Here is a 24,839-nt window from a genome sequence, read left to right as displayed (position 1 = left end):
GGGCCTGGGAGCCTTCGATGTCGGAAGAGACCGTTCCGCAGTCCGCGCCGCAGTCGGCGCCGGGCGGGCCGGGTGCGCAGGGTGTGCCGCTGCAGCCGTCGGGTCTGCTGCAGCAGATGGAGGAGCTGATGGCGGCTCTCAACGCGGACCTCTCCGACCTGGGCGCGGCCCTCGGGGCCGACCCCGACCGCCGCGACCCGGTCTGACCCTCCGCCGCACCGCGGGCGGGCCTCACAGGGACTGGCCGCCCTCGGTGAGGCGGTGGTACCACCACACGTCGGGCTCCCACGGCCGGCGGCCGGCGAAGGGGTCGGGCAGCGTCCGCTCCCGGAACCGGGTGTCGAAACGGGCCACGTGACGCCTCAGCTCGGCCCGCGGCCGGTGCGGCAGCATGCGCAGCACCTCCTCGAGCACGTCGCGGGCGTGCCGCACGTCGGCGAGGGAGCACCCCCGGCAGGTGCAGAAGGTGTCCTGCGGGTACAGGGGCTTCCGGCCAGGCGTCCGCAGGAACTCCCGGCAGCGCCGCAGCGCGACCTCGGTGGCGCCGGGGAAGACGTAGTAGTCGTCGGAGAGGCGCTCCGCCCGGTGGACCGCCAGGCTGGTGCGTCCGGAGAGCCCGTGGATCCGTCCGGGCGGCGGGTCCTGCGGCGGGTCCTGCGGCGGGTCCTCCTGGAGGCGGGGGTAGTAACGAGGGGCGCGCAGGGCGCCGGGCCGTCTACGCGGCATCGGCCTTTCGGTACGCGATCACGCCCCTCATCCTGCCGCCCCCGCCTCCACGTGTCACCCCCATGGTCCGCCCCCGCACCGCGGTGGGGAGCCGGTCCGGGGATTCCGTCGACGTCCTGTTCGACTTCTGTGATGCCGCGCCGCAGGCCGACTTGGCCCCCGGACGCGGGGGAACGAGGGCGAGGACGCTGCGCGGAAGGAGAGCACGTGACGCATCCGTACTCCTCGCCGGCAGTTGCGTGGGTGCCGCCGGCGGGGACGACCCGCCCCGACCCGAACCCGCCCCGACGGTGACCGAGACGGTCACCGCGACGGCGGAACCCGCGCCGACGGTCACGGCGACCGAGACGGTGACCGAGCGGCCGGAGCGGGAGCCGGACCCGGAACCGGAGGAGACCACCGGAGGGGACGGGACCGGTGACGAGGACGACGGGACCGGCGGCGGGGGCGGCGACGTGTACTACGCGAACTGCGACGAGGCGCGTGCCGCCGGTGCGGCGCCCGTCCAGCAGGGCGAACCCGGTTACGGCCGTCACCTCGACCGGGACGGCGACGGAGTCGGCTGCGACACCTGAACCTGGGCCGTCCCAGGCGCGCGGCCGTGCCCCTCGGATCAGTCGTGGTCGTGGGGTCGGTCGAGGGTGAGGGTGAAGCGCTGTTTCTCCTGGGCGGAGGCGCCGACGCGGGCGTAGAAGCGGATGGCGCGCGCGTTCCAGGCGGGTGTCTGCCACTGGACCTGGCGGAGCCCCAGTTCGCGGGCGTGCGCGACCACCGCGTCCATCAGCGACTGCCCGGCCCCCCGGCCCCGGTGGCCGTCGCGCAGGAACAGGCAGTCCAGGTGCAGGTACTCCTCGCCGTCCCAGGTCGACACCTCCGGTGCGCACGAGGCGTACCCGACGATCTCCTCGCCCGGGAGAACGGCGACGAAGCAGCGCAGGCGCGGGCCGGCCGTACCGAAGAGCAGCGTCTCCAGCCGGCCGGCCAGGTCGGCGGGCGGCGGCGCGGCCCGCTCGTAGGCCGCGTGCTCGATCACCAGGCCGACCACCTGCGGCAGGTCCTCCGGGCATGCCTGCCGCACCCGCACCGTCACCGCGTCCGTTCGCACCGGAATCCCCCTACGACCGACCTGGCCAGACCACCGCCTGGGCGACGACGACCCGCTCGCCGTCGAAGGTGAGGGCCGGGCCCTCGTACAACTCGTAGCCGAGAGCGAGCACTTCACTCACGCGCCGGCAGAAGGCGGCGTCGTCCGGACCGGTCAGGACGCGGTAGGCGGGCAGTCCGTCGGGTGGTGTGGTCATGGGGGCAGGATCCCAGACGCCGCGTGCGGTGCGCGACCTCCTGGCAGTCCGGGGTCAGCCGCGGTTGTCCTGCCGTGGCTGCGCGGAATCCAACTGCCGCAGCCGGCAAAGCTCCGCCTCCGCCGCCTCCGGATGCCCGAGGTCCAGGGCCATCGCGGCGCGCCCGGCGAGGTAGAACGCGTCCTGGCGGACACACGGGTCCAGCCCCGGCCTGCGGCACAGGGCCAGGAAGGTCACCTCGATGCCGAGCTCGATGCGGGCCATCTCGTCCCGCACGACCACCGGGAGCGCGGAGAGCCAGAGGTCCTTGGCGTAGTCACGGGTCTGCCGGTCGGCCTCGTCCGGCCGCGCCTCGGTGGGCCGGTACGGGTGATCGGCCCACTCCGCGTCCGCCCACCGGACGAGCGTGTCCAGCTCGTGGCGGGCGCCCTCCATGTCCGGGGGCGAGGCGGAGAGGGCCGCGTCGGCCTCGGCGATCAGCCGGGCGAGACGGTGCCGCGCCTCCTCGTCGCCCGTCACGCACATCGCGACGAACCCCGACAGCACGTCCAGCTTCCGCCACACCTCCGCCTGCTGCCAGATCTCGTACAGGTCGCCCATGCACCGTTCCCTCTCCGCGGACGCCGCGTCCGCGCGCCCGCACCCTACGCCGCGCCCCCGCCGGCCGGTCCACCCGTTTTCCCGGGCCCGAGGGAGCCGAGGCCGTCCGGGAGCCGTGCGCGGACACCCCCGACCAGGACTTCGTCGTCCGTCGTCCGGGAGGACCGACCGCCGCACACCGGCGTCAGTGCGCCGCCCCGGTCTCGATCAGCAGGACGCCCGCGGCGATCAGGACGATGCCGAACGCCATCACACGGGTGAGGGGCTCGCCGAAGAGGACGCGGGACGCGACGGCGGTGAGGGCGACCCCGCAGGCGGTCCAGATGCCGTAGGCGACTCCGAGGGGCATGCCCCGGTCGAGTGCGGCGCTGAGGAGCACGAAGGCGCAGACGTAGCCCGTGGCGACGAGGGCGAACCAGCGGCGGGACGCGGCGGGCCGGGAGGCCATGCGGAGGGAGAGGGTGGCGCCCACCTCGGTGAGGATGGCGGCGGCGAGGAACAGCCAGGTCACGAGGCGGAGCCTCCCTCACGGACGCCGTCCCCCGCGTCGCCGCGCGCGTCGCCCTCCTCCTCCCCGCCCCCCGCGCCGCCGCGGGCGTGACCGCGTTCGTGCGCCTGCTGGGCGCCGAGTTCGACGCACAGGACACCGGCGATGACGAGGACGATGCCCAGGGCCATGACCGGGGTCAGCGGATCGCCGAAGAGGGCGGTGGCGAGGAGGGCGGTGAGGACGACGCCGGTCGCGCCCCAGATGCCGTAGGCGAGCCCGAGGGGCATGCCGGCCCGGAGCGTGAGGGAGAGGGCGGTGAAGGAGCCGAGGTAGCCGGTGACGACCAGCGCGTACCAGGCGGGGTGGCCGAGGGCGGCGCGGAGGGCGAGGGTGGCGGTGACCTCCAGGGCGATGGCGGTCGCCAGGAGCAGCCGGCGGCGTGTCATGAGCCCACCGTGCCGTGTTCCCGCCGGCCGGTCCAACGACGGGGGGCCGTGTGCCGCGCGGTCGCCGGAGCGCGCACCCCGGCGAGGGGCTTCGCCGGTATTCACGGGGCCGCGAAGTGGGTCACCGTCAGTGCCTCGTCCCACCGCGCGGCGGCCAGGTCGTCGTGCCGGATCAGGAACGTCGTGGAGTGCTCCTCGTAGACCCGGGCCTCCCGGGCGAGCGGTATCCATTCGCCGGCCAGCCGGAGCGCGTCCTCGTCCGCGTAGGACAGCCACGCGCCGTCCGCGAGGGACTTCGCCAGGACGCCGCCGACCGTCGCCTCGTCGTCGGCGTACCCGCCGATGACGAGGGGGGCGCCGGACGGCCACAGGTCGCGGGCCAGGGACCGGAGTCCGTCCAGGTGCGGCAGTTCGCGCTCCATGTACCGGGCCAGCCGCTGCTGGAAGGACGACATGTCCTCCCACTCGAGGTCCTCCCAGAACTCGTGCCAGCCCTCGTCCTCGTCGCCCTCCTCGAGCCAGAGGGGCAGCTCGGCCCTGAGGCCGGCCCGGACGTCGACGCGCTCGCCGACGCACGCGGGGTCCGGGGGTTCCGCGACCGCGGTCTCGGCGCCGGCCGGGACGTACACGACGCGTGCGTACGGCCCCGGGTCGGCCCGCGACGCGCCGAAGTCCCGCTCCCGGTGGACGAAGAAGAGCAGCGTCCCGTCGGCCGGCAGGCCGAAGCCGTCGACGGTCGGCAGCGCCCCGCAGTCGACGGACAGTAGCAACGGCAACGGGACGTCCCCGGCGGACGGCCACGCCATGCCCACCGGCAGCCGCGGCAGCCCGCCGATGTGCCCGACCGGAGCGCCCTCGCCGCCGGCCGACAGCCCGATCGCCAGGCGAAGGTGGCTGCCGAACCTGCTGATCTCGTCCTCCGGGACGCCCGACTCAAGCGCCGCCCGGCGAAACTCCCCCTGATGATCCATGCCGGAGACGATAGACGGCTCCCCCTCGGCCGGTGCCGGCCGAGGCGCCGCCGGCCGCGCGTTCGGCGACGTCGGCGGGAGCGGCGGCGATGACGTCGTCGAGCGCGGCGCGGGAGGTCTGCAGATCGACGATGGCCCGGGTGATCCGCTCGCGTTCCCTGGCCAGGTCGGCGAGGAGCCCGGGGCAGGTCGGCACCAGGCGTTCGTCCTCGTCGCGCAGGCAGGGCAGGATCGTCGCGATGGTGGCGGTGTTCAGGCCGGCCGCGAGGAGGCTGCGGATGCGGCGCACGGTGCCCACGTCCGCCTCCCGGTACTCGCGGTAGCCGCTGGGCCGCCGCTCGGGCCGGAGCAGGTCCTGCTCCTCGTAGTAGCGCAGCAACCGCTCGTGCACGCCGGTCCGGCGGGACAGCTCACCGATCCTCACGTCATCCTCCTCGGGACGCCTCGGGCGGGCGACGCCGCTTGACCCTCACATCGGTGTCAGACTCTAACGTCCTTTTCGTGCCCGGGAGTTACGCCTCATGCGTCTCCCGGCCGCGACCGATCCGGTGCCGCCCATCGCCCTCCCCGGAAGGACGAGTCCGACCATGCGAGCCGTCCAGATCGACCGCCACGGCGGTCCCGACGTCCTGACCCTCCGCGAGATCGCCGCGCCCGAACCCGCCGCAGGTGAGGTGCTCGTCCGCGCCGCGGCGACCAGCCTCAACCCGGTGGACCGGAAGACCCGTGCCTGGGAGGTCGGCCCGCCGCTGCCGGCCACGCTCGGCTGGGACCTCTCCGGCCGCGTCGTGGCGAGCGACGACCCGGCCCACGCGGTGGGAGCCCCGGTGATCGCCATGTCCGCGCAGATCGCCACCGGCCGCGGCACCTGGTCGGAACTGGTCGCCCTGCCCGGTCACCTGCTGGCACCGGCCCCGGCCGCCGTGCCGTTGACGGACGCGGCGGCGCTTCCGCTGGCCGGGACGACCGCCCTGCAGGCCCTGCGCGCCACGGAGTCGACCGCGGGGGAGCGCCTGCTGGTCGTCGGCGCCGCCGGGGCCGTCGGCGGTCTGGCCGTCCAACTCGCCCGCCTGACCGGCGTCCACGTCGACGCCCTGGTCTCCCGGCCCGGCCATGAGCGGGCGGCCCAGGAGCTCGGCGCGGAGCGGGCCTGGCACCACCCGGGGGACCTGCCCCGCGGCCGGTACGACGCCGTCCTCGACACCGCCGGAGTGGACGTGTCCGCGGCCCTCGTCCCCGGCGGGCGTTTCGTCTCCATCGCCGACCATCCCCTGCCCGACGTGCCGGGCGCCCGCAAGAGCTACGTCCAGGAGAACGCCACCGACCTGGCCCACCTCGCCCGACTGGTCGACGCCGGTGAGCTGCGGCTGCGGATCGCCGGCCGCTTCCCGCTCGACGACATCCGCGGCGCGCACGAGCGCTTCGAAGCCGGCGGCCTCCTCGGCAAGGTCCTCGTCACCTTCTGAGATGCTCTGCCGTGGCGGCGCCTTCTGGGGTGTCCGCGGTCCCTCGTAGGATCGGCTCCCGTGACCGCGCACCGTGAGCAGATCGCCCGAGTCGTCGCCTCCGTCGAGCCCCTCGACGCCCTGGAGGCCGAGCACCGCGGGGCCGTGCTGGAGTGGATCGGATCCGGAGCCGAGCTGTACCGGCTCGAGCCGCCGGACCGGCCGCCCATGCACCTGGTGTCGTACTTCGTGCCGTTCGACGACGCCACGGGCTCGCTGCTGCTCACCGACCACCGCAAGTCCGGACTGGTCCTGCCCCCGGGCGGCCACTGCGAGGCCGGGGAGCTGCCGTGGCAGACGGTGCGGCGGGAGTGCGTCGAGGAACTGGCAGTCGAGGCCGCCCCGTTGCCGTGGGTCGGCACCGGTCCGCTGTTCGTCACGGTCACCGAGACCCGGGGCACGGCGGTGCGGCGGCACACGGACGTGAGCCTGTGGCACGTGATCGACGTCGCGCGCTCCGACCCCCGACTGCGGCTGGACCCGGGCGAGTTCGACGGCGGCCACTGGCTGTCGTTCGACGAACTGCTCGCCCTGCCGCTCGATCGCCTCGACCCGCACGCGCACCGGTTCGCCCGCAAACTGCGCGCACGGCACGTGCGGGCCAGAGGCGTTGCGTCCTCTCTCCCGCGTGAACCATGATCGGGGCGACCGCCCCCGGAGGAAGAGAGCACCGTGCTGGAAGTGGATCAGCTGACACGCCGCTTCGGTGACCGTGTCGCAGTGGACGCGGCGTCGTTCCGGGTGGAACGGGGAAAGGTCACCGGCTTCGTCGGGGGCAACGGGGCGGGGAAGACCACCACCATGCGGATGATCATGGGTGTGCTGGCCCCCACCGGCGGTGAGATCCGCTGGAACGATTCGGCGCCCACCGCCGCGGACCGGCGGACCTTCGGCTACATGCCGGAGGAGCGCGGGCTGTACCCGAAGCAGCCCGTGCTCTCCCAGCTGGTCTACCTCGGGCGGCTGCGCGGGCTGAGCGCCGCCGAGGCCCGCTCGTCCGCCACCGCCCTGCTGGACCGCTTCGGCCTGGCGGACCGGCTCAACTCCCGTCTGGAGTCCTTGTCGCTGGGCAACCAGCAGCGCGTGCAGATCGCCGCCGCGCTGCTCGGCGAGCCCCGACTGCTGGTGCTGGACGAGCCGTTCTCCGGCCTTGACCCCGGCGCCGTGGACAGCATGACCGAGGTGCTGCGCGAGTTCGCCGGGCGCGGGGTGCCCGTGCTGTTCTCCTCGCACCAACTCGAACTGGTGGAGACCCTGTCCGACCGGCTGGTGATCCTGTCCGGCGGCAAGGTCGTGGCGCACGGCACCTCCGACGAGCTGCGCCGCCGCGGCCCCCGGCGGCACGTGCTGGTCACCGGCGGGGAGACCGGCTGGTTGCGCGATGTCTCCGGCGTCACGGTGATCGAGGAGGGCGAGGGCCGGGCCGTGCTGGAACTCGCCGACGGGCAGGCCACGGCCGACACGCTGCTCACGGAGGCACTGCGCCGCGGATCCGTGCGGGAGTTCGCCGAGCTGGTGCCGAGTGTCGCCGATGTCTACCGGGAGATGACCGCATGACCGCCCTGCGTGACCGTACCTGGTGGATCGTCGCCACCCGCGAGATGTCGGTGAAGATGCGCGACCGGGGCTTCCTGGTCTCGACCGGCATCACGCTGCTGCTGATCCTCGGCGTGCTCGGCTTCCAGGTCTTCATGGGGACCTCGGGCCGTGAGGTGACCGTCGCGGCGGTCGGCGACGGGTCCCGGCAGGTGCTGCAGCTGTCCACGGCGCTGGCCGAGGCGTCCGGGGAGGACGTCCGGTTCGAGGAACGTCCCGCCGGATCGGCCGCCGCGGCCCGCGCCCAGGTGCGCGACGACGAGGCAGACGTGGCCCTGCTGGCGTCCGGCGACGGCGGCTGGCAGCTGGTGGGCGCCGCCGAACGGAACTCCGACGCGGAGATCTGGATCGGCGCGGCGGTCCGCCAGACGGTGATGGAGGAGAACGCCGCGCGGGCCGGCACCAGCCTGGGCGAACTGGCGGCGGGCGCTGACGTGTCCTACACGCTGCTGGAGCCCGGCAAGCCGTCCGGGACGACCCTGTACTTCACGACCTTCGTCTTCACCTTCCTCTTCTACTTCTCGTCGGTGCTGCTGGGCAGCGGCCTCGCGGTGAGCGTGGTGGAGGAGAAGCAGAACCGGATCGTGGAGATCGTCGCCTCCTCCATCCGGGTGCGGGACCTGCTGATCGGCAAGACCCTCGGCGCGACGCTGATGGCCCTGGCCCAGATCGCGCTGCTGGCGGGCGTGGCGGTGGTCGCGCTGCTGGCGACCGGGCGGGACCGGCTCCTCGAGCAGATCAGCGGCGGGCTGGGCTGGTACCTGGTCTTCTACACGGTGGGCGTGGCCGTGCTGGCGTGCGTCTTCGCTGCCGCCGGGGCGGTGTCGACGCGGCACGAGGACATCGCGTCGACCACGACGCCCGTCTCCACCGTGCTGATGGTCATGATGTTCGCGAGCCTGCTGGCGTCCGGGTCGGTGAAGACGGTGCTGTCGTTCCTGCCGCTGGGGTCGGTGATGGTCATGCCGTCCCGGCTGGTGTCCGGGGACGCCGCGTGGTGGGAGGCGGCCGTCGCGCTGCTGATCTCGCTGGCCGCCGCGGCCGTGGTGATCCGGCTCGCCGAACGGATCTACCGGCGGGCGCTGATGCAGACCTCGGGGAAGCTCACGTTCCGGCAGGCGCTGCGGCTCACCGACTAGGACGTGGTCTCCGCGCGCGGCGTGCTCGCTCGGACTCGGCGACGTCCGCCGTCCAGGGGCCGTCCCCTCCCGCACGGTCGTGACGTGGGGGCCGCGGGGCGGGCGTTCGTGGGCGCCCGCCCCACGGGGCTCAGGCGGTCAGGAGGGTGAGGCCGTACCGGGAGAGGATCTCGTTGACCGGCTGGTGCCAGGTCTGGCCGCCGGTGGAGCAGTTGCCCCAGCCGCCGGAGGTGACGCCCTGCGCCTGGTCACCGCTGATGAACGCGCCGCCGGAGTCCCCGCCTTCGGCGCACACGCTGGTCTTGGTCATCTGGTACACCGCGCCCTGGCTGTAGTTGACCGTCTCGTTCTTGGCCAGGACGGTCCCGCAGTGCCAGCGGGTGGTGGAGCCGGAGCGGCAGATCGAGGCGCCGACCGGGGCCTCGGCGGAGCCGCGCACCAACTGGTCGGAGACGGTGCCCCAGCCGAGGACCACGGGAACCGTCCACCAGCCGCTGCCGACGTTCACCCACGCGTAGTCGTTGCCGGGGAACGACGAACCCTGGAAGGTGCCGATGTAGGTGCGGTCCCAGCCGTTCACCGCCTGCCCGACGCCTCCGCAGTGCCCGGCGGTGACGAAGCCGCCGACCACCGAGAAGCCGATGGAGCAGCGGACGTTGCCTGTGTAGTACGGGTCGCCGCCGACCGTGCCGGCCGCCAGGGTGCGCGGGGCGCCGGGGACGACGTCGACGGTGACGGGTCCGGCGGCGCGGGCCCGGTCGAGGAACCGCTGGACGGCGTCGTCGGAGCGGCTGCCGCCCGCCACGTTCACCACGACCGTGTTGGCGGCCGGGTCCACGTGCCAGCTGGTGACGCCGGCGGGGGCGTCGAGCCGGTCGACGCGCCGCTTGACGGCGTCGAGCTCGCGGGCGCTGTGCTCGACGGCGCGGACCGCGGCGCCGGTGGCTTCGACGGCCCGGCGGGTGCGGTCCGCGGCGTCCTCGGTGAGGGCGACGGTGAGCCGCCCGGAGGAGGCGTCGAACCAGGAGCCGCCGTACGCGGCGCCGGCGGCCTTGCGGGCCTTCGGCTCGGTGGTGGTGGCCCGCTCCTCCGCGGCGAGGCGGGTCTCGGCCTCGGAGGCGGTCAGACCCAGGTCCGCCCGCAGGGCACGGAGCAGGGCGGCGGAGGCGGGGGCCTCGGACGCCTCCCGGGCGCCGGCGCTGGAGGCCCGGTCGTCCGCGGCGGCCCGGTCGTGCGCGGCGGCCGAGGGGGCACCGGCACCGGCCCAGGCGCCGACCAGGAAGAGGGCGGCCAGAGCGGTGCGGGTGAGGGCGTTGCGTCTCATGGGAGTGCCTTTCGGTCGTTCCGGCGAGGTGGGGTGGAACGTGCTGAGAGCGCTCTCCGAACGGGCCGCGCGGAGTCCGCGCGGCCGGTGCCCGGCCCGGTGCGGGGCGGGCAGGGGTGTCCCTCCGCGGGAGCGGGCCGGGGTGGCCCGCCCCCGGGCGGGACGTTCAGGGGGAAGGGCCGGGCGTCAGGTGCCGGGGCCGAGCTCCATGGTCCAGGAGGTCGGGGCGCCGTCCTGGAGGTGGCCGTCGACCGGCGCCGAGCCGGTGGGGCCGACGTCGTCGTACGGGAAGGCGTAGCCGACGGTGGCGTGCTCGTGCACCAGCCGGGCGTAGTGGTTGGTGACCGGGTGGGTGTAGTACCGCTCCGGCGGCACGCCGTTCGGCTGGTCGTGGCCGCCCTCCACCAGCAGGGAGCTGCGGTTGAGGGCCGCGGCCAGCCGGGCCGCCACCGCGCCCCGGGCGTCGCCGCCCGAGTTGTACAACGGCCCGCTCGCGCAGCCGAAGATGTCGACGGCGCTCGGCCTGGTGAACGGCACCCCGTTGTCGTCGAGCCCGGCGAAGACGAGTGCCCCGCCCGTGACCCGGCCGGTGAACCTGCCGATGCCGCCCTGCCCGTCGACGGTGAGCGGTGTCGTCTCGAAGTGCCGCCACACCGCGTCCAGGTACGGCTCCCAGTAGCCGCCGAAAGCACCCGCCTCGTGCACGGGGGCCATGGCCCGGACCACCGTGCCCGTGTCGTCGGTGACCACGAGCCGGTCCCAGGGCGCGCCGTCGGCGGCGTGCTGGGCGCGCAGACCGTCGGCGATCCGGCCGAGGGCGCCGGCGGGCAGGGGAGGCACGGACTGCGGGCCCGCGCCGCCGGTGGTCGACATGGCGACGGGCAGGGACACCATGTCGACGTAGCTGATGTTCGCGTACAGGTTGGCGCTGTTGTAGGTGAACTCGCAGAAGGTCCAGTTGGTGCGCCAGTTGGGGTCGGCGGGGGTGAGCGCCGGCTGGACCATGCCCGGAATCCCGCCGCCCGCGGGCGGGTTGACGAAGAACTCCAGCTTCCTGCCGACCGAGAACCACACGCGGCCGCTGATCACGTACTGGTTCAGGGTGACCCGCACGCCGGGTGAGCCGGACGGGCCCAGCGGGATGGAGTGGTCGGGGACCGGGGTCAGGACCGCCGAAGGGCTGGACAGGCGGTGGAAGCCACCGTCGGCGCCGACGAAACCGGGCCACCCGGACTCGTCGGCGCCGCTGATGTAGGCGTAGACGGTGTCGCTGCCCGAGGTGTTGCGCAGGGTGACCGGCAGCGACGCCGCCGCGGCAGTGCTCTCCGCGCGCTCACCGGCCGCGGCCCGTGGGGCGCGCGAGAGGGCCCAGGCCGGCGCGCCCAGCGCGGCAGCGGCACCGGCGAGGACGAAGGATCGCCTCGAAACCACGTTGCTCCTCCTGAGGACGTCCCGAGGCGCGCGTCGACCGCACGCGTCCGGGAGGGTGGGGGGTGTTCAGGTGGGGTGGGGTGTGGGTGGGGCGGGGCGCTCGGGCAGGGAGGGGGAGGGGGACAGAACGGCCGGAGCGCCCGCCCCGTGTGGCGTGTTCGGAATTGATGAAAACGTGTGCCTGTTGTCGCGTCAAGAGCCTTGAGAGCGCTCTCAGTTGCGCAATGTTGTTGCGTTAAGCGGCTCTTCGGGGGTCGGCCTCGGGACCTCCGAGGTGGGGGCGCCTTCGCCGGTGTCCGGACCGGCAAGGGCTCCGGCGTCCGCCTCCGGCGCCCCGAACCGCGCGAGGTGGTGCCACACCTTCTTGATCGCCTGGGGGTCGTGGCGGCCGGTGCGCGCCGCGTCGCCCAGGATCCGGGGATCGAGCACGCCGTCGACGGCGATCCGCGCGCCCAGGTCGACGTACTCCTGTCCGCGGAAGTCGGGCCGGCGGCGCAGTTCCGCGACCTCGAGGCGGAAGCCGGGGTGCCACTCCACCGGGCACCCCACGCGCAGCGCCGCCGCCTCCACGGCCGTCCCCCGGTAGCAGGGGTCCAGGACCAGGGCCTCCGCGTCACGGTCCGGGCGCACCGGGCCGTGGACCTGCGCCTCGATGTAGTCGTCGAGGGGGTCCAGCCCCCCGGCGAGGGCCAGGTCGACGAGCCGTCCCATGCGGGCCGCGACGCCGAATTCCGTCGGGGAGAAGCAGCTGTCCGGGTAGCAGAACGTGGTCCGCTCCGATGCCGCGGGGGCGAGCCGGAAGTGGGCGGACCCGAACCGGGGCGCCCCGCCTACCGGCTTGCGGCGGAGGTTCAGCGCCCCGTAGACGGGACGTTCCCCGGCGGGCGCCTCGTCGTACGCCCCGCCGAACATCCGGCTCTCCCAGTGCCATCGGTCGCCGCCCGGGTGGGCGGTCAGCCCGCCGTTGCCGGTGCCGGTGACGAACTGCGAGCGGTAGACGCCGTCCCCGGCGAGGGCCTCCAGCATCGGCCTGCCGCGGAAGAGGTGGTCGGGATGGAAGTTGAGGGTGACGCGCAGCGACGGGTCCAACGGGGGCCCCTGCGGCGCCAGTTCGGCGACATGGCGGAGGGCCCGTTCCCGCGCCGCCGGCAGGACTCCGGGGCTCATCCGGCCAGTCTTCCCCGGCCCGGTGGGCCGCCGCACGCGAATTCCTGTGCAGCTCCACCGCACCTTGTGCGGCTCTACCGCACAGGGAGCCGTCGCCGCCCCTCCGGAGTGAAGGTGAAGGTCTCGCGGAAGGGCCCTGTTCCGCAGCGCACCGCCAGCAGGAGGGGTGCTTCGTGCTCGGGCGGCCATGACCGCTCGGATCCCGGAGCGCTGCCGTTCCAGAGGTGGAAGAACACCATCGGTTCCCTCGTGTCCTCCGTCAGGTAGCCGAGGGTCTTGCCGTAGTAGGGGTTGCTGCCCCCGAACAGGACGGACGGGGGACCGAACTCGTCGACGACGTCCGACCACACGCGGTCCTCACCCGCCCACCGGCGGACCGCACCCCGCAGGGCCGTGTATTCCTCAGGGTCCAGTACGCGGTCGGGCTTGAGCCAGCCACGGTGGTGCGCGAACTCGGCGTACACCGAGGCGATCCCGTGCTCGTGGGAGCGGCCCGGGAACAGGTCGCGGAACATGCCCCTGAGGCCGGTGCTGGACGAGGCGCCGCGCTCCTGCCACCTGCGCTGCTGGTCGGCCAACGCCTCGGGCTGTCCCTCCACGAACAGCAAGTGATCCAGCAGCATGCGCAAGGCCACCTCCTTCCCGTACATTCCGGGACGACGCAGAGCCAGGTTCAACTGATCGACGAGATGGGCACGGATCACGTCGGAGGCGGCGAGCGATATAGAAGCGGGCACACCACTGTCTCCCGCAGCATGCCGCCGGACCGCGATCACCGGCCTCGAGAAACACCACCCCCGTCATCTCGGAGGCTGACCCCGCTCCACTGCGAGGCGGACGCGGGGCGGGACAAGGCCGGCCTCCGCGTCGATCCGCGTCGCCGTGCCCCACGCCAGGGTGGACGCATGACGACGACACGGCACTCCCACCCGGACTCCGAAGCGACCGACCCCGCACGGCACAGCGTGCCCGCCTGGGCGGAGCGCGTCGCGCACGCCATCCCTCTGGTCGTACTGCCCATCGGCATCTGGCGCTTACCGATCGGCTTCGGGTACGGCATGGGCGGAGAGCCCATGCCCCCTGCCTGGTACAACGCCCCTTACGTCATCGGACTGACGATCCTCACCGAGTGCCTCGCGCTGCTCAGCTTCGGATTGGTCCGCCGCTGGGGCGAGGTCGTTCCCCCCTGGGTGCCGGGGCTGGGCGGGCGACGCATCCCGCCGGCCGCCGTGATCATCCCCGCAAGCGTGGGCGGTCTCTTCCTCACCGCGCTCTGCGTCCACTGGCTCTACGAAGCCGCCACCGCCGGAACGGAGGCCTGGCCGTACGACGAGGGCTGGGACGTCCTCGCGATGGCGATGAGCGGGCTGATGAACCTGTGGGGTCCGCTGCTTCTGGTCCTCACGTACGCGTACCACCGACGCCGCCGGACCTGATCCCCGTCCTGGACGGTTTCGTCCACGGCCCATCTACCCGGGTGGAGTGGCGAGTTGTCCGGATAAGGAACCCTTGACGCGGTTGGGGCCGATAGAGGAACCTGGGCGCTGTGCCAGGGGGGCCAGGGGAGGCCTCCCGCACGGCACGTCGCCGGGGGGCGCATGACCATAGGGGTGGTCGGCGGGGCGGGTGCGCGATCGGAGTTCCGGCTGCAGCGGCTGGAAGACGCGATGCGCAGACGTCTGGGCCGTGAATGTCTGTACGTGCCGTCGTGCCGTCTCGGGCTCTACCTGGCGCTGCGGCGCTGGTGCCGGCCGGGGGGCCGGGTGCTGATGTCACCGGTCAACGACGACGTCATCCTCTTCGTCGTGCTCGCGGCCGGACTCCGGCCCGTGCAGGCGCCGTTGAACCCGTACGACGGGTCGATCGACGTCGACGCCGTCGACCCGGAGGTGTGGCGGGGGCTCGCCGGGGTGCTCACCACCAACCTGTACGGCAACCCGGACCCGGCGCCCCGGCTGCGCGCCGCGTGTGACCGGTGGGGGATCCCGCTGGTCGAGGACGCCGCGCACGCCATCGGCAGCGAGGTGGACGGGCGGCCGGTGGGATCCTTCGGTACGGCGGCCGCGTTCAGCCTGTCCAAGCACGTGGGTGCCAAGGCCGGGGGAGTGCTGGCCTTCGACGACGACCCCGGCCTCCGCGAGGAACTGGTGCGGGCCCGCGACGCGCTGCTGGAACCCGCCCGGACGTCGAGCGAACTCGCCTACGCCGTGCGCCCGTTCGCCGAGGCGGCGGTGCGCTGGCTGGGGCTGCGGCGGGCCGCCTGGGCCACCCTGCGGCTGCTGGGGATGAGCGAACGCGACGGCATCCGCATGCCGTTGCGGGCGCCGGAGCTGGCCGCGGCGACGGCCTCGGCGCCCGGCCTCGCCGCCCACCACTCCTGGGTACGGGTCGACATGCACGACTACCGCCTCGCCCCCGGACGGGCCCGGACCCGCCGGATCATCCGAAGATTCGGGCGGCTCGACGACGTGCTCGCCGCCCACCGCGCGGGAACCGCGCTCCTGCTCGACACCGACTGGGCCGCACCCCGGGCCGCCGCCGGACCGCCCCAGCCGCTGTTCCGGGTGCCGCTGCTGGTCGACGACCGCGACGCCGCCGTCGCCGCGCTGGCCCGGCGCGGCATCGTCACCGGATACCTCTACGACCCCCCGCTCGACGACTACGCGGGCCCCGGGTTCACCGACCTCTCGACCCGGCCCGCGCCCGCCCGCCACTTCGCCCGGCACGCCCTCCCGGTGGACCCGCTGCGCGCCGCCGAGGCGATCGCCGCGCTGCGCCGGGCGGGGATCGGACCCGCCGCGGCGCTGCCCGCCGGGCATCCGGACACCGTCCCGAAGGGCGGAGGCGGTGGCTGACATCCAGGAGGTGGCGGACGTCACGGACAGCGGCTCGCGGACCGCCGGCGCACGGCGGCCGTCGAAGCGTGAGGACGGCGGGGACTCGCTGTTCAGGAACGCGTACTTCCTCATGCTCAGCACCGGCGTGTCCGCCGTGCTCGGCCTGGCCTTCTGGCTGGTCGCCGCCCGCCACTACTCCCAGGAGGCGGTGGGCCAGGGATCGGCCGCCGTCGCCGCGATGCGGCTGCTCGCCAGCATCACCGCCACCACGATGATCGGCGCCGTGGTCCGCTTCGTGCCGCGCGCCGGCCGCGCCACCGGCTCGCTGGTACTGCGCGCCTACGCCCTCAGTTCGCTGGTGGTGACCGTCGCCGGTGTCCTGTTCCTGCTCACCCTCGACCTGTGGGGGCCGTCGTACGCGCCGCTGGGCACCCCGCTCGCCGGGACGCTCTTCGTGGCCTCCTGCGTGGCCTGGGCGATCCTCACCCTGCAGGACGGCGTGCTCACCGGCCTGCGCGAGGCCGTCTGGGTGCCCCTCGGCAACGCGGTGTTCTCCCTGGGCAAGCTGGTCCTGCTGATCGTCCTCGCCGGCGCCCTGCCGGTGCTCGGCGTGTTCGTCTCCTGGGGCGCCGCCATCGCCCTCTCCACGGTGCCGCTCGCCTGGCTGGTGTTCCGCCGGCTGATCCCCCGGCAGGCGGCCGCCGACCGCCACCGCCGGCCGCCCACCCTCAGGACCATCGGCCGCTTCATCGCCGGCGACTCGGTCGGCGCCCTGTTCAGCCTGCTGATGATCAACCTGTTGCCGGTGATGGTGGCGGTCCGCCTCAGCGCCGAGGAGAACGGCTACTTCTACGTCGCCTACACCGTCGGCGGCACCATGGAGTTCCTCGCCATCAACATGGCGTCCTCACTGACCGCGCACGCCTCCCGCGACCCGCGCGCCCTCGCCGAAGGGGTCCGCGGAGCGCTCCGCCGGATGACCGTGCTGCTGGTGCCGGTGGTCGCCGTGCTGGCCGCGTTCGCGCCGCTCGTGCTCGCCCCGTTCGGCCGGAACTACGCGGACCAGGGAGCCACGGTGCTGCGGCTGCTGGCCGCCGCCGCGCTGCCGCGGGTGGCGGTCGAGCTCTACATCGGGGTGCTGCGGGTGGCGGGCCGCACCGCCATGCTCGCCCTGGTGCAGGGCGTGATGTGCGTGCTGGTGCTCGGGTCCGCCGCGCTGCTGCTCACCCCGGCCGGCATCGACGGGGCCGGCTGGGGCGTCCTGCTGAGCATGACCGCGGTCGCCCTGCTGTGCGTGCCCGGGCTGCGGGCCGCGCTGCGCGGCGAGGTCCAGGTCGCCGCCGACCTGGCCAACACCCCAGCCTACGGCACCCGTTGGGCACAGCTCAGGGCCGTCGACGGCGACGGCGAGGTGGTGCGGGCGACCTCCGTGAACGGGCGGGCGGCCTCCGTGACCGGGCGGGCTACCTCCGTGACCGGGCGGGCGACCGACGCCCGGTCCGCCCGGTCCGCCCGGTCCGCGTGGGACCGGGCGGTCGCCGTCGCGAGGGCGCCGCTCGGGCCGCTGGGGGAGCGGAGGCTGCGGGTGACCCTGTGGTGGCTGCTGGGCTCCGCCGTGGTCTTCTACGCGGCGGCCCTGCGGAACCTGCCGTGGTCGGCCGCCGACCGGACCGGCACCGCGGGCGTCGGCGACGCCGGCCGCACCGCCGAGGAGGTCCTCGCCGCCCTGCCGGGCATCGCGCTGGCCGCCGCGGTGGTGATGCTGCTGGTGTACGTCGCCGCGCTGACCCTGTGCGCCCCCTTCGACACCCGGCTGACCGCGGCCTCCCTGACCGCGCTGGTCCTCGCCCTCCACACCGCGCCCGCCGCGCTCGGCACACGGCCCCTCGCGGGAGGCGCGACCTGGTGGTCCGCCACCGTGGACGGGCCGCTCGCGGAGGTGCTGCGGTGGGCGCCCCACGCGTTCCTGGCGCTCGCCCTGGTGCCGCTGTGGCTGGTGCTCCGCCGGGCGCTGCGGCTGCCCGCGGAGACCTGCTGGTGGCTGCTGTGGCCCGCCGCGGTCCTCGGCTGGGCGCTGCGGGACACCCTGGCGCCCGCCGCACCGGGGCTCCTCGGGGCCCTGCTGCTGTTCGCCGCCGCCGGCGCCCTCGCCCACCGCGGCCCACGCGGCAGGCGCCCCGCCCCGGCCCCGCCGCCCCCGCCGCGCGTCCCCCGCCAGGGGAGACACGACGACCACTGACCGACCTGCCGGACGCCCGGGCCGAACGCCCCGCGGTGACGGCGCACCAGCGCGGGCGCGACCGCCGCCCGCCACCGACCACAGCCGCGGGGGGAACGTGCGACCGACAGCCACACCGGACCACACCGGGACACCGGAGCGGACCACGACCGGGGAAGGGAGAACCGAACCGGAGGCCGCCGGGTCCGACGGCGTGCCCGCCCTCGCCCGGCAGCCCGGCGCCGGAGGACCCGTCGGCGGCACCGGACCGCACGGTCCCGGGCGCCGCCGGTGGAGCGCCGTGTGGCCCGCCGTCCCGCTGCTGGCCGCGCTCGCCCTGTGGGCGTACGCCGTCCGGGTCACCGAGATCACCACGCTGGACGACTTCGGTCTCGTCACCGCCGTGCACCCCGCGTACTGGGCCGGACTCGCCGTGCTCACCGTGGGGTTCTGGTTCACCGTCCGGCGCCCGGACCGCTCCGAGGGCTGGTCCCTGGCGTACGTCCTCGGCCTGCTGGTCGTCGAGCGCGCCACCCAGGCCCTCGTCTATCCCACCCCCCTGTACGCCTGGGCGTGGAAGCACGACGCGGTCGTCGCCCACCTGCTGACCGAGGGCGGCCTGCAGACCGGGGCGGAACTCGGCGACATGGCCGTCTACGACCAGTGGCCCGGCTTCTTCGCCCTGCAGGCCGCCGTCGTCCGGCTCGCCGGCGTCGAGAACACCCTCACCCTGATGAGCTGGTGGCCGCTGCTCTCCGGCGTCCTGGTGCTGGCGCCCCTGGTGCTGATCCACCGCACCTTCACCCAGGACCGGCGGCTCGTCTGGACCGGCGTGTGGCTGTTCTGCGTCGGCAACTGGGTCGGCCAGGACTACTTCTCGCCGCAGTCCCTCGCGCTGGTGCTGCACCTGACGGTGATCGCCCTGGTGCTGCGCCGGTTCACCGCCGCCGACCGCCGCGGCCCCGGGCAGGCCGTGTGGACCACCGTGCTGATCCTGGTGATGGTCCCCATCGTGCTCTCCCACCAGCTCACCCCGGTGGTGACGATCATGTCGCTGGGCGTGCTGGCGCTCACCCGCCGCCACCGCGACTGGGTGCCCCTCCTGGCGGCCGTCGCCCTCTTCGCGGCCTGGAACCTCACCGCGTCGCTGCCCTTCCTGTCCGCGGCGCTGCCCGAGATGATCGCCTCCATCGGCGACATCGGCTCCAACGTCGAGACCGGGTACGGCACCACGCCCACCGGCACCGGAGCCGTGGCCACCTCCTGGGCGGCCCGCGCGCTGTCCGGCGCGGTGGTGCTGCTGGCCGTGCTCGGCGTCCTGCGGCAGCGCGAACTGCGGCGGCACGCACGGCCGTTGCTGCTGCTGACCGCGCTGCCGCTGCTGCTGATCGCCGCCAACGACTACGGAAGCGAGATGATCTTCCGGGTGCTGATGTTCATGCTGCCCGGCGCCGCCTTCTTCGCCGCCGCCGCGCTGCTGCCGCGGACCGGGGCCGCCGTCGAGGCGCCGCCACGCCGCGCGTCCGCCCTCCACGTCTGGCTGCCGCTGCCGGTGCTGCTCGCCGCCTCCCTGGCCTTCGTGCCCGCCTACGCGGGCAAGGACCGGCTGAGCTACTTCCCGCCCGAGGAGGTCGCCCTGGTCGGGGACCTCGTCGACCGCGCGCCCGACGGGTCGCTGATCGTCGCCCCCAACCGCAACTACCCGCTGGCCTACGACGACTACTGGCGGGTGGACCACTACTGGTTCCTCGAGGAGGACCGCACGGTGGTCGACGGCATCCTGCGGCGGCCCGCCTTCATGCTGGCCCTCGACATGAAGGACCTCCCCGCACCAGGACGCTCCTACCTCCTGTTCACCGAGGGCCAGCGGGCCAACGCCGAGATGAACGGGCAGCTCACGGAGGACGAATGGCGCCGCGTCGAGGAGTCGGTGGCCGCCTCCCCGTTCTTCGACCGGGTGGCTGGCAACGCCGCCGGCTCGGTGTACCAGCTCGACGTCGAGGCGATCGAGGAGGCCGCCCGGTGACCGCCCAGGAACTCGTCATGAGGATGCTGCCGCCCTTCGCCGGGTGGCTCGCGCTCGGCGCGCTCACCCTGCCCGACGGCTCCCCGGCGCGCGTCGCCGCCGTCGTGCTGTTCCTGGCGGCCGGACCGGGCACGGCGCTGGTGCGGATCTGGTGGCCCGTGCTGGGCGTCCGGCCCGCCGGTGCGCCCGCCGCCACCTGGGACCCCCGGTTCGCCCGCCGGACCGGCCTGCTGGAAGGGCTGCTCCTGGTGCCGCTGATCAGCGTCGCCGCCGTGACCGTCACCGCCACCGCCCTGCTGGCCGCGCACGCCTTCAGCGGCCGGCGCGTCCTGCTGGTGCTCACCCTGCTGACCATGCTCGCCGCGTACTGCCCGAGGACGCGTCCGTCCTGACCCGAGGAAGGCCGGTTCCGTGAGGTTGCCCCGTCGTTCCCGAAACCCTGACGGCCCGAACGCACGAGGCCCGAACGCACGAGACCCGAGCACTCGCGGACCGCGCCACGCCCGGCGCCGGTGGCCGCTGCTCCTCGTCGCCGCGGTCTGCGCCTCGCTGGTCACCGCACTGGCCGTCCGGGCCGGCGCGGGCCGGCCGGACGTCGCCCCGGAGTGCCGGGAGCCCGTCTCCGACCTGCTGGAGCCGGCCTGCGGCGCCTGGTTCGGCGCGTTCGTGCCGCACGCCAAGGCCGACCTGGAGGAGAAGGTCGAGGCCTACGAGCGGCGCGTCGGCCGCCGCCTCGACATCGTCTACACGTACCATGACATGTCCGAGGTCACCGCGACCCGCTGGGAGGGGCAGCTGCTGACCGCCCCGGAACAGCGGGTCGGCCGCGACCGGATGCTGCTCCTGTCCTGGGAGAGCAAGGTGTGGGGCGGCACCGAGGCCCAGCAGCCCCGCTGGGAGGACATCGCCGCCGGGAGGTACGACGCCGAGGTGATCGACGTCCAGGCGCGCCGGATCAAGGAGTACGGCGAACGCAACGACGGGCGGCAGGTGTTCCTCTCCTTCGACCTGGAGATGGACACCCGGGTCCCGGACCACGGCACCCCCGAGGAGTTCGTGGCCGCCTGGCGCCACATCCACGACCGCTTCCGGGAACTGGGCGTGGACAACGTGATCTGGACCTGGATCACCACGGGCTACCCCGGCCACCACGAGGTGATCCGCGAGCTCTACCCGGGCGACGACTACGTCGACTGGATCGGCTACAACCAGTACAACTACTACCGCTGCCACGCAACGGGGTGGAGGTCCTTCGAGGAGACCCAGACGGCGGTGCACCGCTGGATCCGCACCCACCTGTCGGACGACAAGCCGCTGATGCTCTCGGAGTTCGGCTCCGCCCACGACGCCGCGCGGCCCTCCCGGCAGGCCGACTGGTACCGGGACGTGCCGGACGTCCTCGAGAAGCTCGACGGGGTCAAGGCCGCCCTGCAGTGGAACTCCCGCGACCCCGGCCCGCACTGCGACCTCTCCCTGGCCAACGAGGAGTCCTGGGAGGCGATGCGACGGCTGGCGGCGAACCCCCACCTCAACCAGCCGCCGCCGTAGGGACGCCGGGTCCCTCAGCCCGCTCAGCCCGCTCAGCCCGCGAACTCGGGCCCGCGCGCCGCCGCGCGGGCCCTGCGGTACCAGCGCCAGCCGACCGTGAGGACGCCGTCCCGGTAGGGCGCGACCCGCGCGCCCTCCCCCCGCATCCACGCCTCCACGTCGGCCACCGTGTGGCCGCGCCGCACGATCAGCCGCGCGATCCGGTACCGCTCGTCCCGCTGCGAGCTCAGCGCGTGACGGACGGCAGCCGCCGTCTCGTAGCCGGAGCGCGCCGCCGCCCGCCGCACCGCGCCGCTGTTGTACCCGTGCGGGTACGCCAGGTGCCGGACCGGATGCCCCAGCGCGTCCTCCAGCACCGTCTTGCAGTGCCGCAGTTCGTACGCCAGGGCGCCCGGCCCCAGGGTGTCCAGCTGGGCGTGGGTCACCGTGTGACCGCCCACCTCGAGGCCCGCCTGCTCCAGCAGCGGCGCCTGGTCCAGCCGCATCATCGGCGCCGGCGGCAGCAGGCAGCGGCCGGACGGCACGATCGCCCCCGTGGTCAGGTAGGCGGTGCCCGGGAGGCCCCGCGCGGCCATCGCGGCGGCCGTCGGACCGGGCAGGTCCGCGAAACCGTCGTCGAAGGTCAGCACCACCGGCCGGGCCGGCAGCGGGGCGCGCCCCGCCAGGTGGTCGGCCAGCGCGCTCACCGTCACCGGCGTCCGGCCGCTCGCCACCACGGCGTCCAGCTGCGCCGCGAACTGCCGCGGTGTGACCGTGAACTCGGCGATCCAGTCCGGGGGATCGTCCATCACCGCGTGGTAGAGCAGCACCGGGACGGCGTCCGGCCGGGGCGCGCCCGCGGCCCCCGCCGCGCTCACCGGGCCGTCACCGCCCGCCGCAGCGCCCGGCGGGCGCGGGCGTAGCCCAGCGGCCCGTAGAGCATGCCCCGGCGCTGGAGCCGGGAGAGCCGCCTCGGCCAGGGATGGTCACGCCTCTCGTGGCCCCCCGGTGCCGTGCCGGGCCCGTCGCCGTCGCGGACGGCGGTGAGGCGGCGGGCGTGGGCGAGACCGCTCGGCAGGCGGCGCAGCAGCGCGGGCAGCAGGGCGGGGCGGCGCACCAGGACCGCCGTCAGGTAGGCGGTGAGCCCCGCGCCGTAGCCGAAGGCCTGGTTCTCCAGATCCCGCCAGGTCTCCCGGTGGTGGTGCCAGACCAGCGCGCGCGGCACGTACCGCAGCCGGTGGCCCTCGGCGAGGACGCGGACGAACGCGTACAGGTCGTCGCCGCCCTTCGCCGGGGTGCCCGTCCCGGTCGCCGCGTCGAAACCGCCGACGGCGCGGAGCACCTCCGTGCGGAACGCCATCGCCGCGCCCGAGCCGAACCGGCCGGCCGTGAACGGGAACAGCGGGTCGTCGGCGGGCGGATCGGCCGGGTCGAAGACGCGGGGCGCGAACCCCTTGGCGAAGCCGCCGTTGCTCTCCAGCAGCACCTGGGCGGGCGTGACCAGCCGGGCGGGCAGGATCAGGCCCGTCGTGCAGCCCAGGCGGGGGTCGGAGGCGAACGGGGCGGTCAGCTCCGACAGCCAGCGGGGGTCGGCGACCACGTCGTCGTCGGTGAACGCCACCACCTCGCCCGAGGCAGCGGCCAGCCCCGCGTTGTGGGCCCGGGCCAGCCCGGGCACGGGCTCCCGCACGTACCGCACGCGCTCGCCGTACCTGCCCTCGACCAGCTCGCGGGTGGCCGGGGTGACCGGCGCGTTGTCCACCACCACGACGTCGAAGTCCGGGTGGTCCTGGGCCAGCAGCGACTCCACCGCCCGGGCGAGCTGCTCCGCCCGCTCCCGCGTGGCGACCACCACCGTGGCGCGCGGCGGCCGTCCCGGATCCGGCCCGTCGCCGTCGGGGACCGGCAGCCGCCGCGCCGCCGCGGCCACCTCCTCCCGCGGATCCCGGCCCTCCGGCACGGTCACCAGCAGCGTGCCCACCGGCACGCCGCCGCGCCGCACCAGGGCGAACACCTCCCCGTGGGTGACCTGCGGGCTCCCGGGGCCCGGCCGGAGCACCGGCGGACCGTCCTGCGCGGCCTCACCCGTCCGAGGCCGCGGCCCCGGAAGTTCCAGCTCGGCGACCTGGACGGGCCGGACGGCCAGGAATCTGTCGATCTCCCGCTGTGTCGTACTACCGGTCATGCGAACTCCCCCTCTGTCGCGGCGGTTCCTTCCCCACCGCGGGTCGGCCGGGTGCGCGGTGCGGCGTGCGTTCCTCAACCGCGCAGGCGTCCCACGGCCTTCAGCGAACGCGCCGCCAACGAGGCCAGCCGGGGCCGGCCGCGCACGAACCCGTGGGCGCGGCGGGCCGGCTCGCGACCCAGCCAGTGCAGGGCGGCGCCCACGCCCGGCCGGATCACCGTCCCCTCGTGGACCCGCAGTTCACCGGTCTTGAGCGCGTCCTTGTACTCGGCCGCCCCGCGCCCCATGTCCAGCAGCCCGATGCCCGCCGCGGCGGCCGCCTCCGCCATCCGCAGGTGCAGCACCAGCCCCGGCGAGTACTTCGCCAACTCCGGTTCGTACGCCGGGAACCAGCAGGCCAGGACGGTGGACGAACGCAGACCGAAGTGCGCGGCCACCGGCCGGTCGGCGGCGTACAGCACCGACAGCACGCCCGAGCACTCCTGTGCCCGGGTGGCGGCCAGCAGGTGCACCAGCCGGCTGATCCACTCCCGGGCGAACCGGTCCCGGCGGCCGGTCCGGCGGTACTGCGCCGACTTCCACGCCATCAGGGTGCGCAACGCCCGTGGATCCCGCTCGTCGAAGACGAAGCGGACCTCGCCGACCTGGCGGCCGAGCCGCCGCTCCTTGGCCAGCGTGGTCTTCAGGAACTTCGGCGACTGCCGCCGCAGCACCTCGAGATAGGCCGGGTAGCCCTCCCTGACGTCGATCACGTACGACGGGCAGGCGTCGGCCGCGTGACCGGCGAAGAGGGCCTGTCCGTCCTCCAGGTTGTCGAAGGTGAAGCTGTTCAGCGAGCAGGCGCGCAGCAACTCTTGCGTGCTGAGCGTCACTTGGGGTCGCAGTACGGCGCCCTGCAGGTCGGAGACGCCGAGCCCGAGCGCGCGGCCGTTGCCCCACGGGCTTCTCTCGAAGGGCAGGAAGCCGACGATCTCCCGGTCGTCGCCGCCGAGGCCGCCGCCGCCCTCCTCGATCACCGCCACCCGCGCCTGCGGCCTGACCCGGCCCAGGGCGACCGCGAACTCGGGCTCCATGAAGGGGTTCCTGACCGCCCCCGACTTCGCCCTCAACTCCCGCCAGCTCTCGGTCTCCTCCGCCCCGAGCCGCTCGGGCCTCAGCACACGAACACGTCGTCCACCGCTCACGATGACCCCCCGGTCGAAGCGTCCACGGCCTCCGGACCCCCCGGTCCGTGGACACCGCGAGGATCGTATAGCGGCGGGGGAGTTCTCCGGTAGATACCGCCGCAGGACGTGACCAAGCGAGGAGAAAGCGACAACCGGAGCATTGGCTCCACCGGGCCGGCGGCGG

The 24,839-nt window shown here is 74.5% G+C and carries 27 protein-coding genes; 12 read left to right on the top strand and 15 right to left on the bottom strand.

Going from position 1 to position 24,839, the window contains the following annotated elements:
- Positions 1–17: 17 nt before the first annotated feature.
- Entirely contained in the window at positions 18–206 is a 189-nt protein-coding gene (locus tag ACWD3O_RS32445) for a hypothetical protein (RefSeq protein ID WP_356129538.1), read from the top strand.
- A gap of 25 nt (positions 207–231) precedes the next feature.
- Here the strand turns inward: ACWD3O_RS32445 and ACWD3O_RS32440 are convergent, their stop codons facing one another.
- Positions 232–726, bottom strand: coding sequence for a hypothetical protein (locus ACWD3O_RS32440; RefSeq protein ID WP_451418346.1), 495 nt, complete (start codon positions 724–726; stop codon positions 232–234).
- A gap of 290 nt (positions 727–1,016) precedes the next feature.
- On the opposite strand from ACWD3O_RS32440, the gene ACWD3O_RS32435 reads away from it, so the two are divergent.
- Positions 1,017–1,301, top strand: coding sequence for an excalibur calcium-binding domain-containing protein (locus ACWD3O_RS32435; protein ID WP_451418345.1), 285 nt, complete (start codon positions 1,017–1,019; stop codon positions 1,299–1,301).
- Between the two features lie 38 nt (positions 1,302–1,339).
- Here the strand turns inward: ACWD3O_RS32435 and ACWD3O_RS32430 are convergent, their stop codons facing one another.
- From ACWD3O_RS32430 to ACWD3O_RS32400, 7 genes are all read right to left on the bottom strand, one after another.
- Complete coding sequence (locus ACWD3O_RS32430; protein WP_451418344.1) at positions 1,340–1,831, bottom strand: N-acetyltransferase family protein; 492 nt, start codon at positions 1,829–1,831, stop codon at positions 1,340–1,342.
- Between the two features lie 10 nt (positions 1,832–1,841).
- Positions 1,842–2,027: a DUF1737 domain-containing protein gene (locus ACWD3O_RS32425; RefSeq protein WP_451409311.1), complete on the bottom strand. Its 186-nt coding sequence runs from the start codon at positions 2,025–2,027 to the stop codon at positions 1,842–1,844.
- Positions 2,028–2,081: 54 nt separating this feature from the next.
- Positions 2,082–2,627, bottom strand: coding sequence for a hypothetical protein (locus ACWD3O_RS32420; protein WP_451409312.1), 546 nt, complete (start codon positions 2,625–2,627; stop codon positions 2,082–2,084).
- A 184-nt stretch (positions 2,628–2,811) separates the two neighbouring features.
- Complete coding sequence (locus ACWD3O_RS32415) at positions 2,812–3,138, bottom strand: DMT family transporter (RefSeq protein ID WP_451409313.1); 327 nt, start codon at positions 3,136–3,138, stop codon at positions 2,812–2,814.
- Positions 3,135–3,563, bottom strand: coding sequence for a DMT family transporter (locus tag ACWD3O_RS32410; RefSeq protein ID WP_451409314.1), 429 nt, complete (start codon positions 3,561–3,563; stop codon positions 3,135–3,137). Before ACWD3O_RS32410 ends, ACWD3O_RS32415 begins: the two co-directional genes overlap by 4 nt.
- A gap of 101 nt (positions 3,564–3,664) precedes the next feature.
- Positions 3,665–4,534: a DUF1963 domain-containing protein gene (locus tag ACWD3O_RS32405; protein WP_451418343.1), complete on the bottom strand. Its 870-nt coding sequence runs from the start codon at positions 4,532–4,534 to the stop codon at positions 3,665–3,667.
- Complete coding sequence (locus ACWD3O_RS32400; protein ID WP_451418342.1) at positions 4,497–4,958, bottom strand: MerR family transcriptional regulator; 462 nt, start codon at positions 4,956–4,958, stop codon at positions 4,497–4,499. The genes ACWD3O_RS32405 and ACWD3O_RS32400 overlap by 38 nt, the downstream gene beginning before the upstream one ends.
- Positions 4,959–5,121: 163 nt before the next feature.
- Between ACWD3O_RS32400 and ACWD3O_RS32395 the strand changes: the two genes are divergently transcribed.
- Genes ACWD3O_RS32395 through ACWD3O_RS32380 form a run of 4 tightly spaced genes read left to right on the top strand, consistent with a single transcriptional unit; the run spans position 5,122 to position 8,774 of the window.
- Complete coding sequence (locus tag ACWD3O_RS32395; protein WP_451418341.1) at positions 5,122–6,000, top strand: NADP-dependent oxidoreductase; 879 nt, start codon at positions 5,122–5,124, stop codon at positions 5,998–6,000.
- Between the two features lie 60 nt (positions 6,001–6,060).
- Positions 6,061–6,678 (top strand): NUDIX domain-containing protein, encoded by a 618-nt coding sequence (locus tag ACWD3O_RS32390; protein ID WP_451418340.1) that lies wholly within the window; start codon positions 6,061–6,063, stop codon positions 6,676–6,678.
- Between the two features lie 42 nt (positions 6,679–6,720).
- On the top strand, positions 6,721–7,596 hold the full coding sequence (locus ACWD3O_RS32385) for an ABC transporter ATP-binding protein (protein WP_451418339.1): 876 nt from the start codon (positions 6,721–6,723) through the stop codon (positions 7,594–7,596).
- Positions 7,593–8,774, top strand: coding sequence for an ABC transporter permease (locus tag ACWD3O_RS32380; protein WP_451418338.1), 1,182 nt, complete (start codon positions 7,593–7,595; stop codon positions 8,772–8,774). The genes ACWD3O_RS32385 and ACWD3O_RS32380 overlap by 4 nt, the downstream gene beginning before the upstream one ends.
- A 130-nt stretch (positions 8,775–8,904) precedes the next feature.
- On the opposite strand, the gene ACWD3O_RS32375 is transcribed toward ACWD3O_RS32380, so the two are convergent.
- The 4 genes from ACWD3O_RS32375 to ACWD3O_RS32360 all read right to left on the bottom strand — a co-directional run bounded on the left by ACWD3O_RS32375 (position 8,905) and on the right by ACWD3O_RS32360 (position 13,319).
- Entirely contained in the window at positions 8,905–10,098 is a 1,194-nt protein-coding gene (locus ACWD3O_RS32375) for a S1 family peptidase (RefSeq protein ID WP_451418337.1), read from the bottom strand.
- Positions 10,099–10,284: 186 nt separating this feature from the next.
- Complete coding sequence (locus ACWD3O_RS32370; RefSeq protein ID WP_451418336.1) at positions 10,285–11,529, bottom strand: beta-1,3-glucanase family protein; 1,245 nt, start codon at positions 11,527–11,529, stop codon at positions 10,285–10,287.
- 213 nt (positions 11,530–11,742) lie between these two features.
- The gene (locus ACWD3O_RS32365) at positions 11,743–12,696 is read right to left on the bottom strand and encodes a DUF3626 domain-containing protein (RefSeq protein WP_451409322.1); all 954 of its coding nucleotides are present in this window, start codon (positions 12,694–12,696) and stop codon (positions 11,743–11,745) included.
- A 74-nt stretch (positions 12,697–12,770) separates the two neighbouring features.
- A complete protein-coding gene (locus ACWD3O_RS32360) occupies positions 12,771–13,319 on the bottom strand; it encodes a hypothetical protein (protein ID WP_451418335.1) in 549 nt (182 codons plus the stop codon).
- A 282-nt stretch (positions 13,320–13,601) separates the two neighbouring features.
- Here ACWD3O_RS32360 and ACWD3O_RS32355 point away from each other — a divergent pair, with 282 nt between their 5' ends.
- The 6 genes from ACWD3O_RS32355 to ACWD3O_RS32330 all read left to right on the top strand — a co-directional run bounded on the left by ACWD3O_RS32355 (position 13,602) and on the right by ACWD3O_RS32330 (position 21,325).
- The gene (locus tag ACWD3O_RS32355; protein ID WP_451418334.1) at positions 13,602–14,132 is read left to right on the top strand and encodes a hypothetical protein; all 531 of its coding nucleotides are present in this window, start codon (positions 13,602–13,604) and stop codon (positions 14,130–14,132) included.
- A gap of 162 nt (positions 14,133–14,294) precedes the next feature.
- Positions 14,295–15,551, top strand: coding sequence for a DegT/DnrJ/EryC1/StrS family aminotransferase (locus ACWD3O_RS32350; RefSeq protein ID WP_451418333.1), 1,257 nt, complete (start codon positions 14,295–14,297; stop codon positions 15,549–15,551).
- Positions 15,544–17,772 carry a lipopolysaccharide biosynthesis protein gene (locus ACWD3O_RS32345; RefSeq protein ID WP_451418332.1) on the top strand — a complete coding sequence of 743 codons (2,229 nt, stop codon included), beginning with the start codon at positions 15,544–15,546 and terminating at the stop codon, positions 17,770–17,772. Before ACWD3O_RS32350 ends, ACWD3O_RS32345 begins: the two co-directional genes overlap by 8 nt.
- Before the next feature lie 193 nt (positions 17,773–17,965).
- The gene (locus tag ACWD3O_RS32340) at positions 17,966–19,777 is read left to right on the top strand and encodes a glycosyltransferase (RefSeq protein WP_451418331.1); all 1,812 of its coding nucleotides are present in this window, start codon (positions 17,966–17,968) and stop codon (positions 19,775–19,777) included.
- Positions 19,774–20,169 (top strand): hypothetical protein, encoded by a 396-nt coding sequence (locus tag ACWD3O_RS32335; RefSeq protein WP_451409328.1) that lies wholly within the window; start codon positions 19,774–19,776, stop codon positions 20,167–20,169. Before ACWD3O_RS32340 ends, ACWD3O_RS32335 begins: the two co-directional genes overlap by 4 nt.
- A gap of 19 nt (positions 20,170–20,188) precedes the next feature.
- Positions 20,189–21,325 (top strand): glycoside hydrolase family 26 protein, encoded by a 1,137-nt coding sequence (locus ACWD3O_RS32330; protein ID WP_451418330.1) that lies wholly within the window; start codon positions 20,189–20,191, stop codon positions 21,323–21,325.
- Positions 21,326–21,357: 32 nt separating this feature from the next.
- Here the strand turns inward: ACWD3O_RS32330 and ACWD3O_RS32325 are convergent, their stop codons facing one another.
- From ACWD3O_RS32325 to ACWD3O_RS32315, 3 genes are all read right to left on the bottom strand, one after another.
- The gene (locus ACWD3O_RS32325; protein ID WP_451418357.1) at positions 21,358–22,113 is read right to left on the bottom strand and encodes a polysaccharide deacetylase family protein; all 756 of its coding nucleotides are present in this window, start codon (positions 22,111–22,113) and stop codon (positions 21,358–21,360) included.
- 65 nt (positions 22,114–22,178) lie between these two features.
- Entirely contained in the window at positions 22,179–23,489 is a 1,311-nt protein-coding gene (locus ACWD3O_RS32320; RefSeq protein ID WP_451418329.1) for a glycosyltransferase, read from the bottom strand.
- A 74-nt stretch (positions 23,490–23,563) separates the two neighbouring features.
- A complete protein-coding gene (locus ACWD3O_RS32315) occupies positions 23,564–24,649 on the bottom strand; it encodes a GNAT family N-acetyltransferase (RefSeq protein WP_451418328.1) in 1,086 nt (361 codons plus the stop codon).
- Positions 24,650–24,839: the final 190 nt, after the last annotated feature.

Source organism: Streptomyces sp. NPDC002640 (assembly GCF_053592575.1).
The sequence above is the reverse complement of the archived record's forward strand: the minus strand, read 5'-3'. Positions and strand labels throughout refer to the sequence as shown.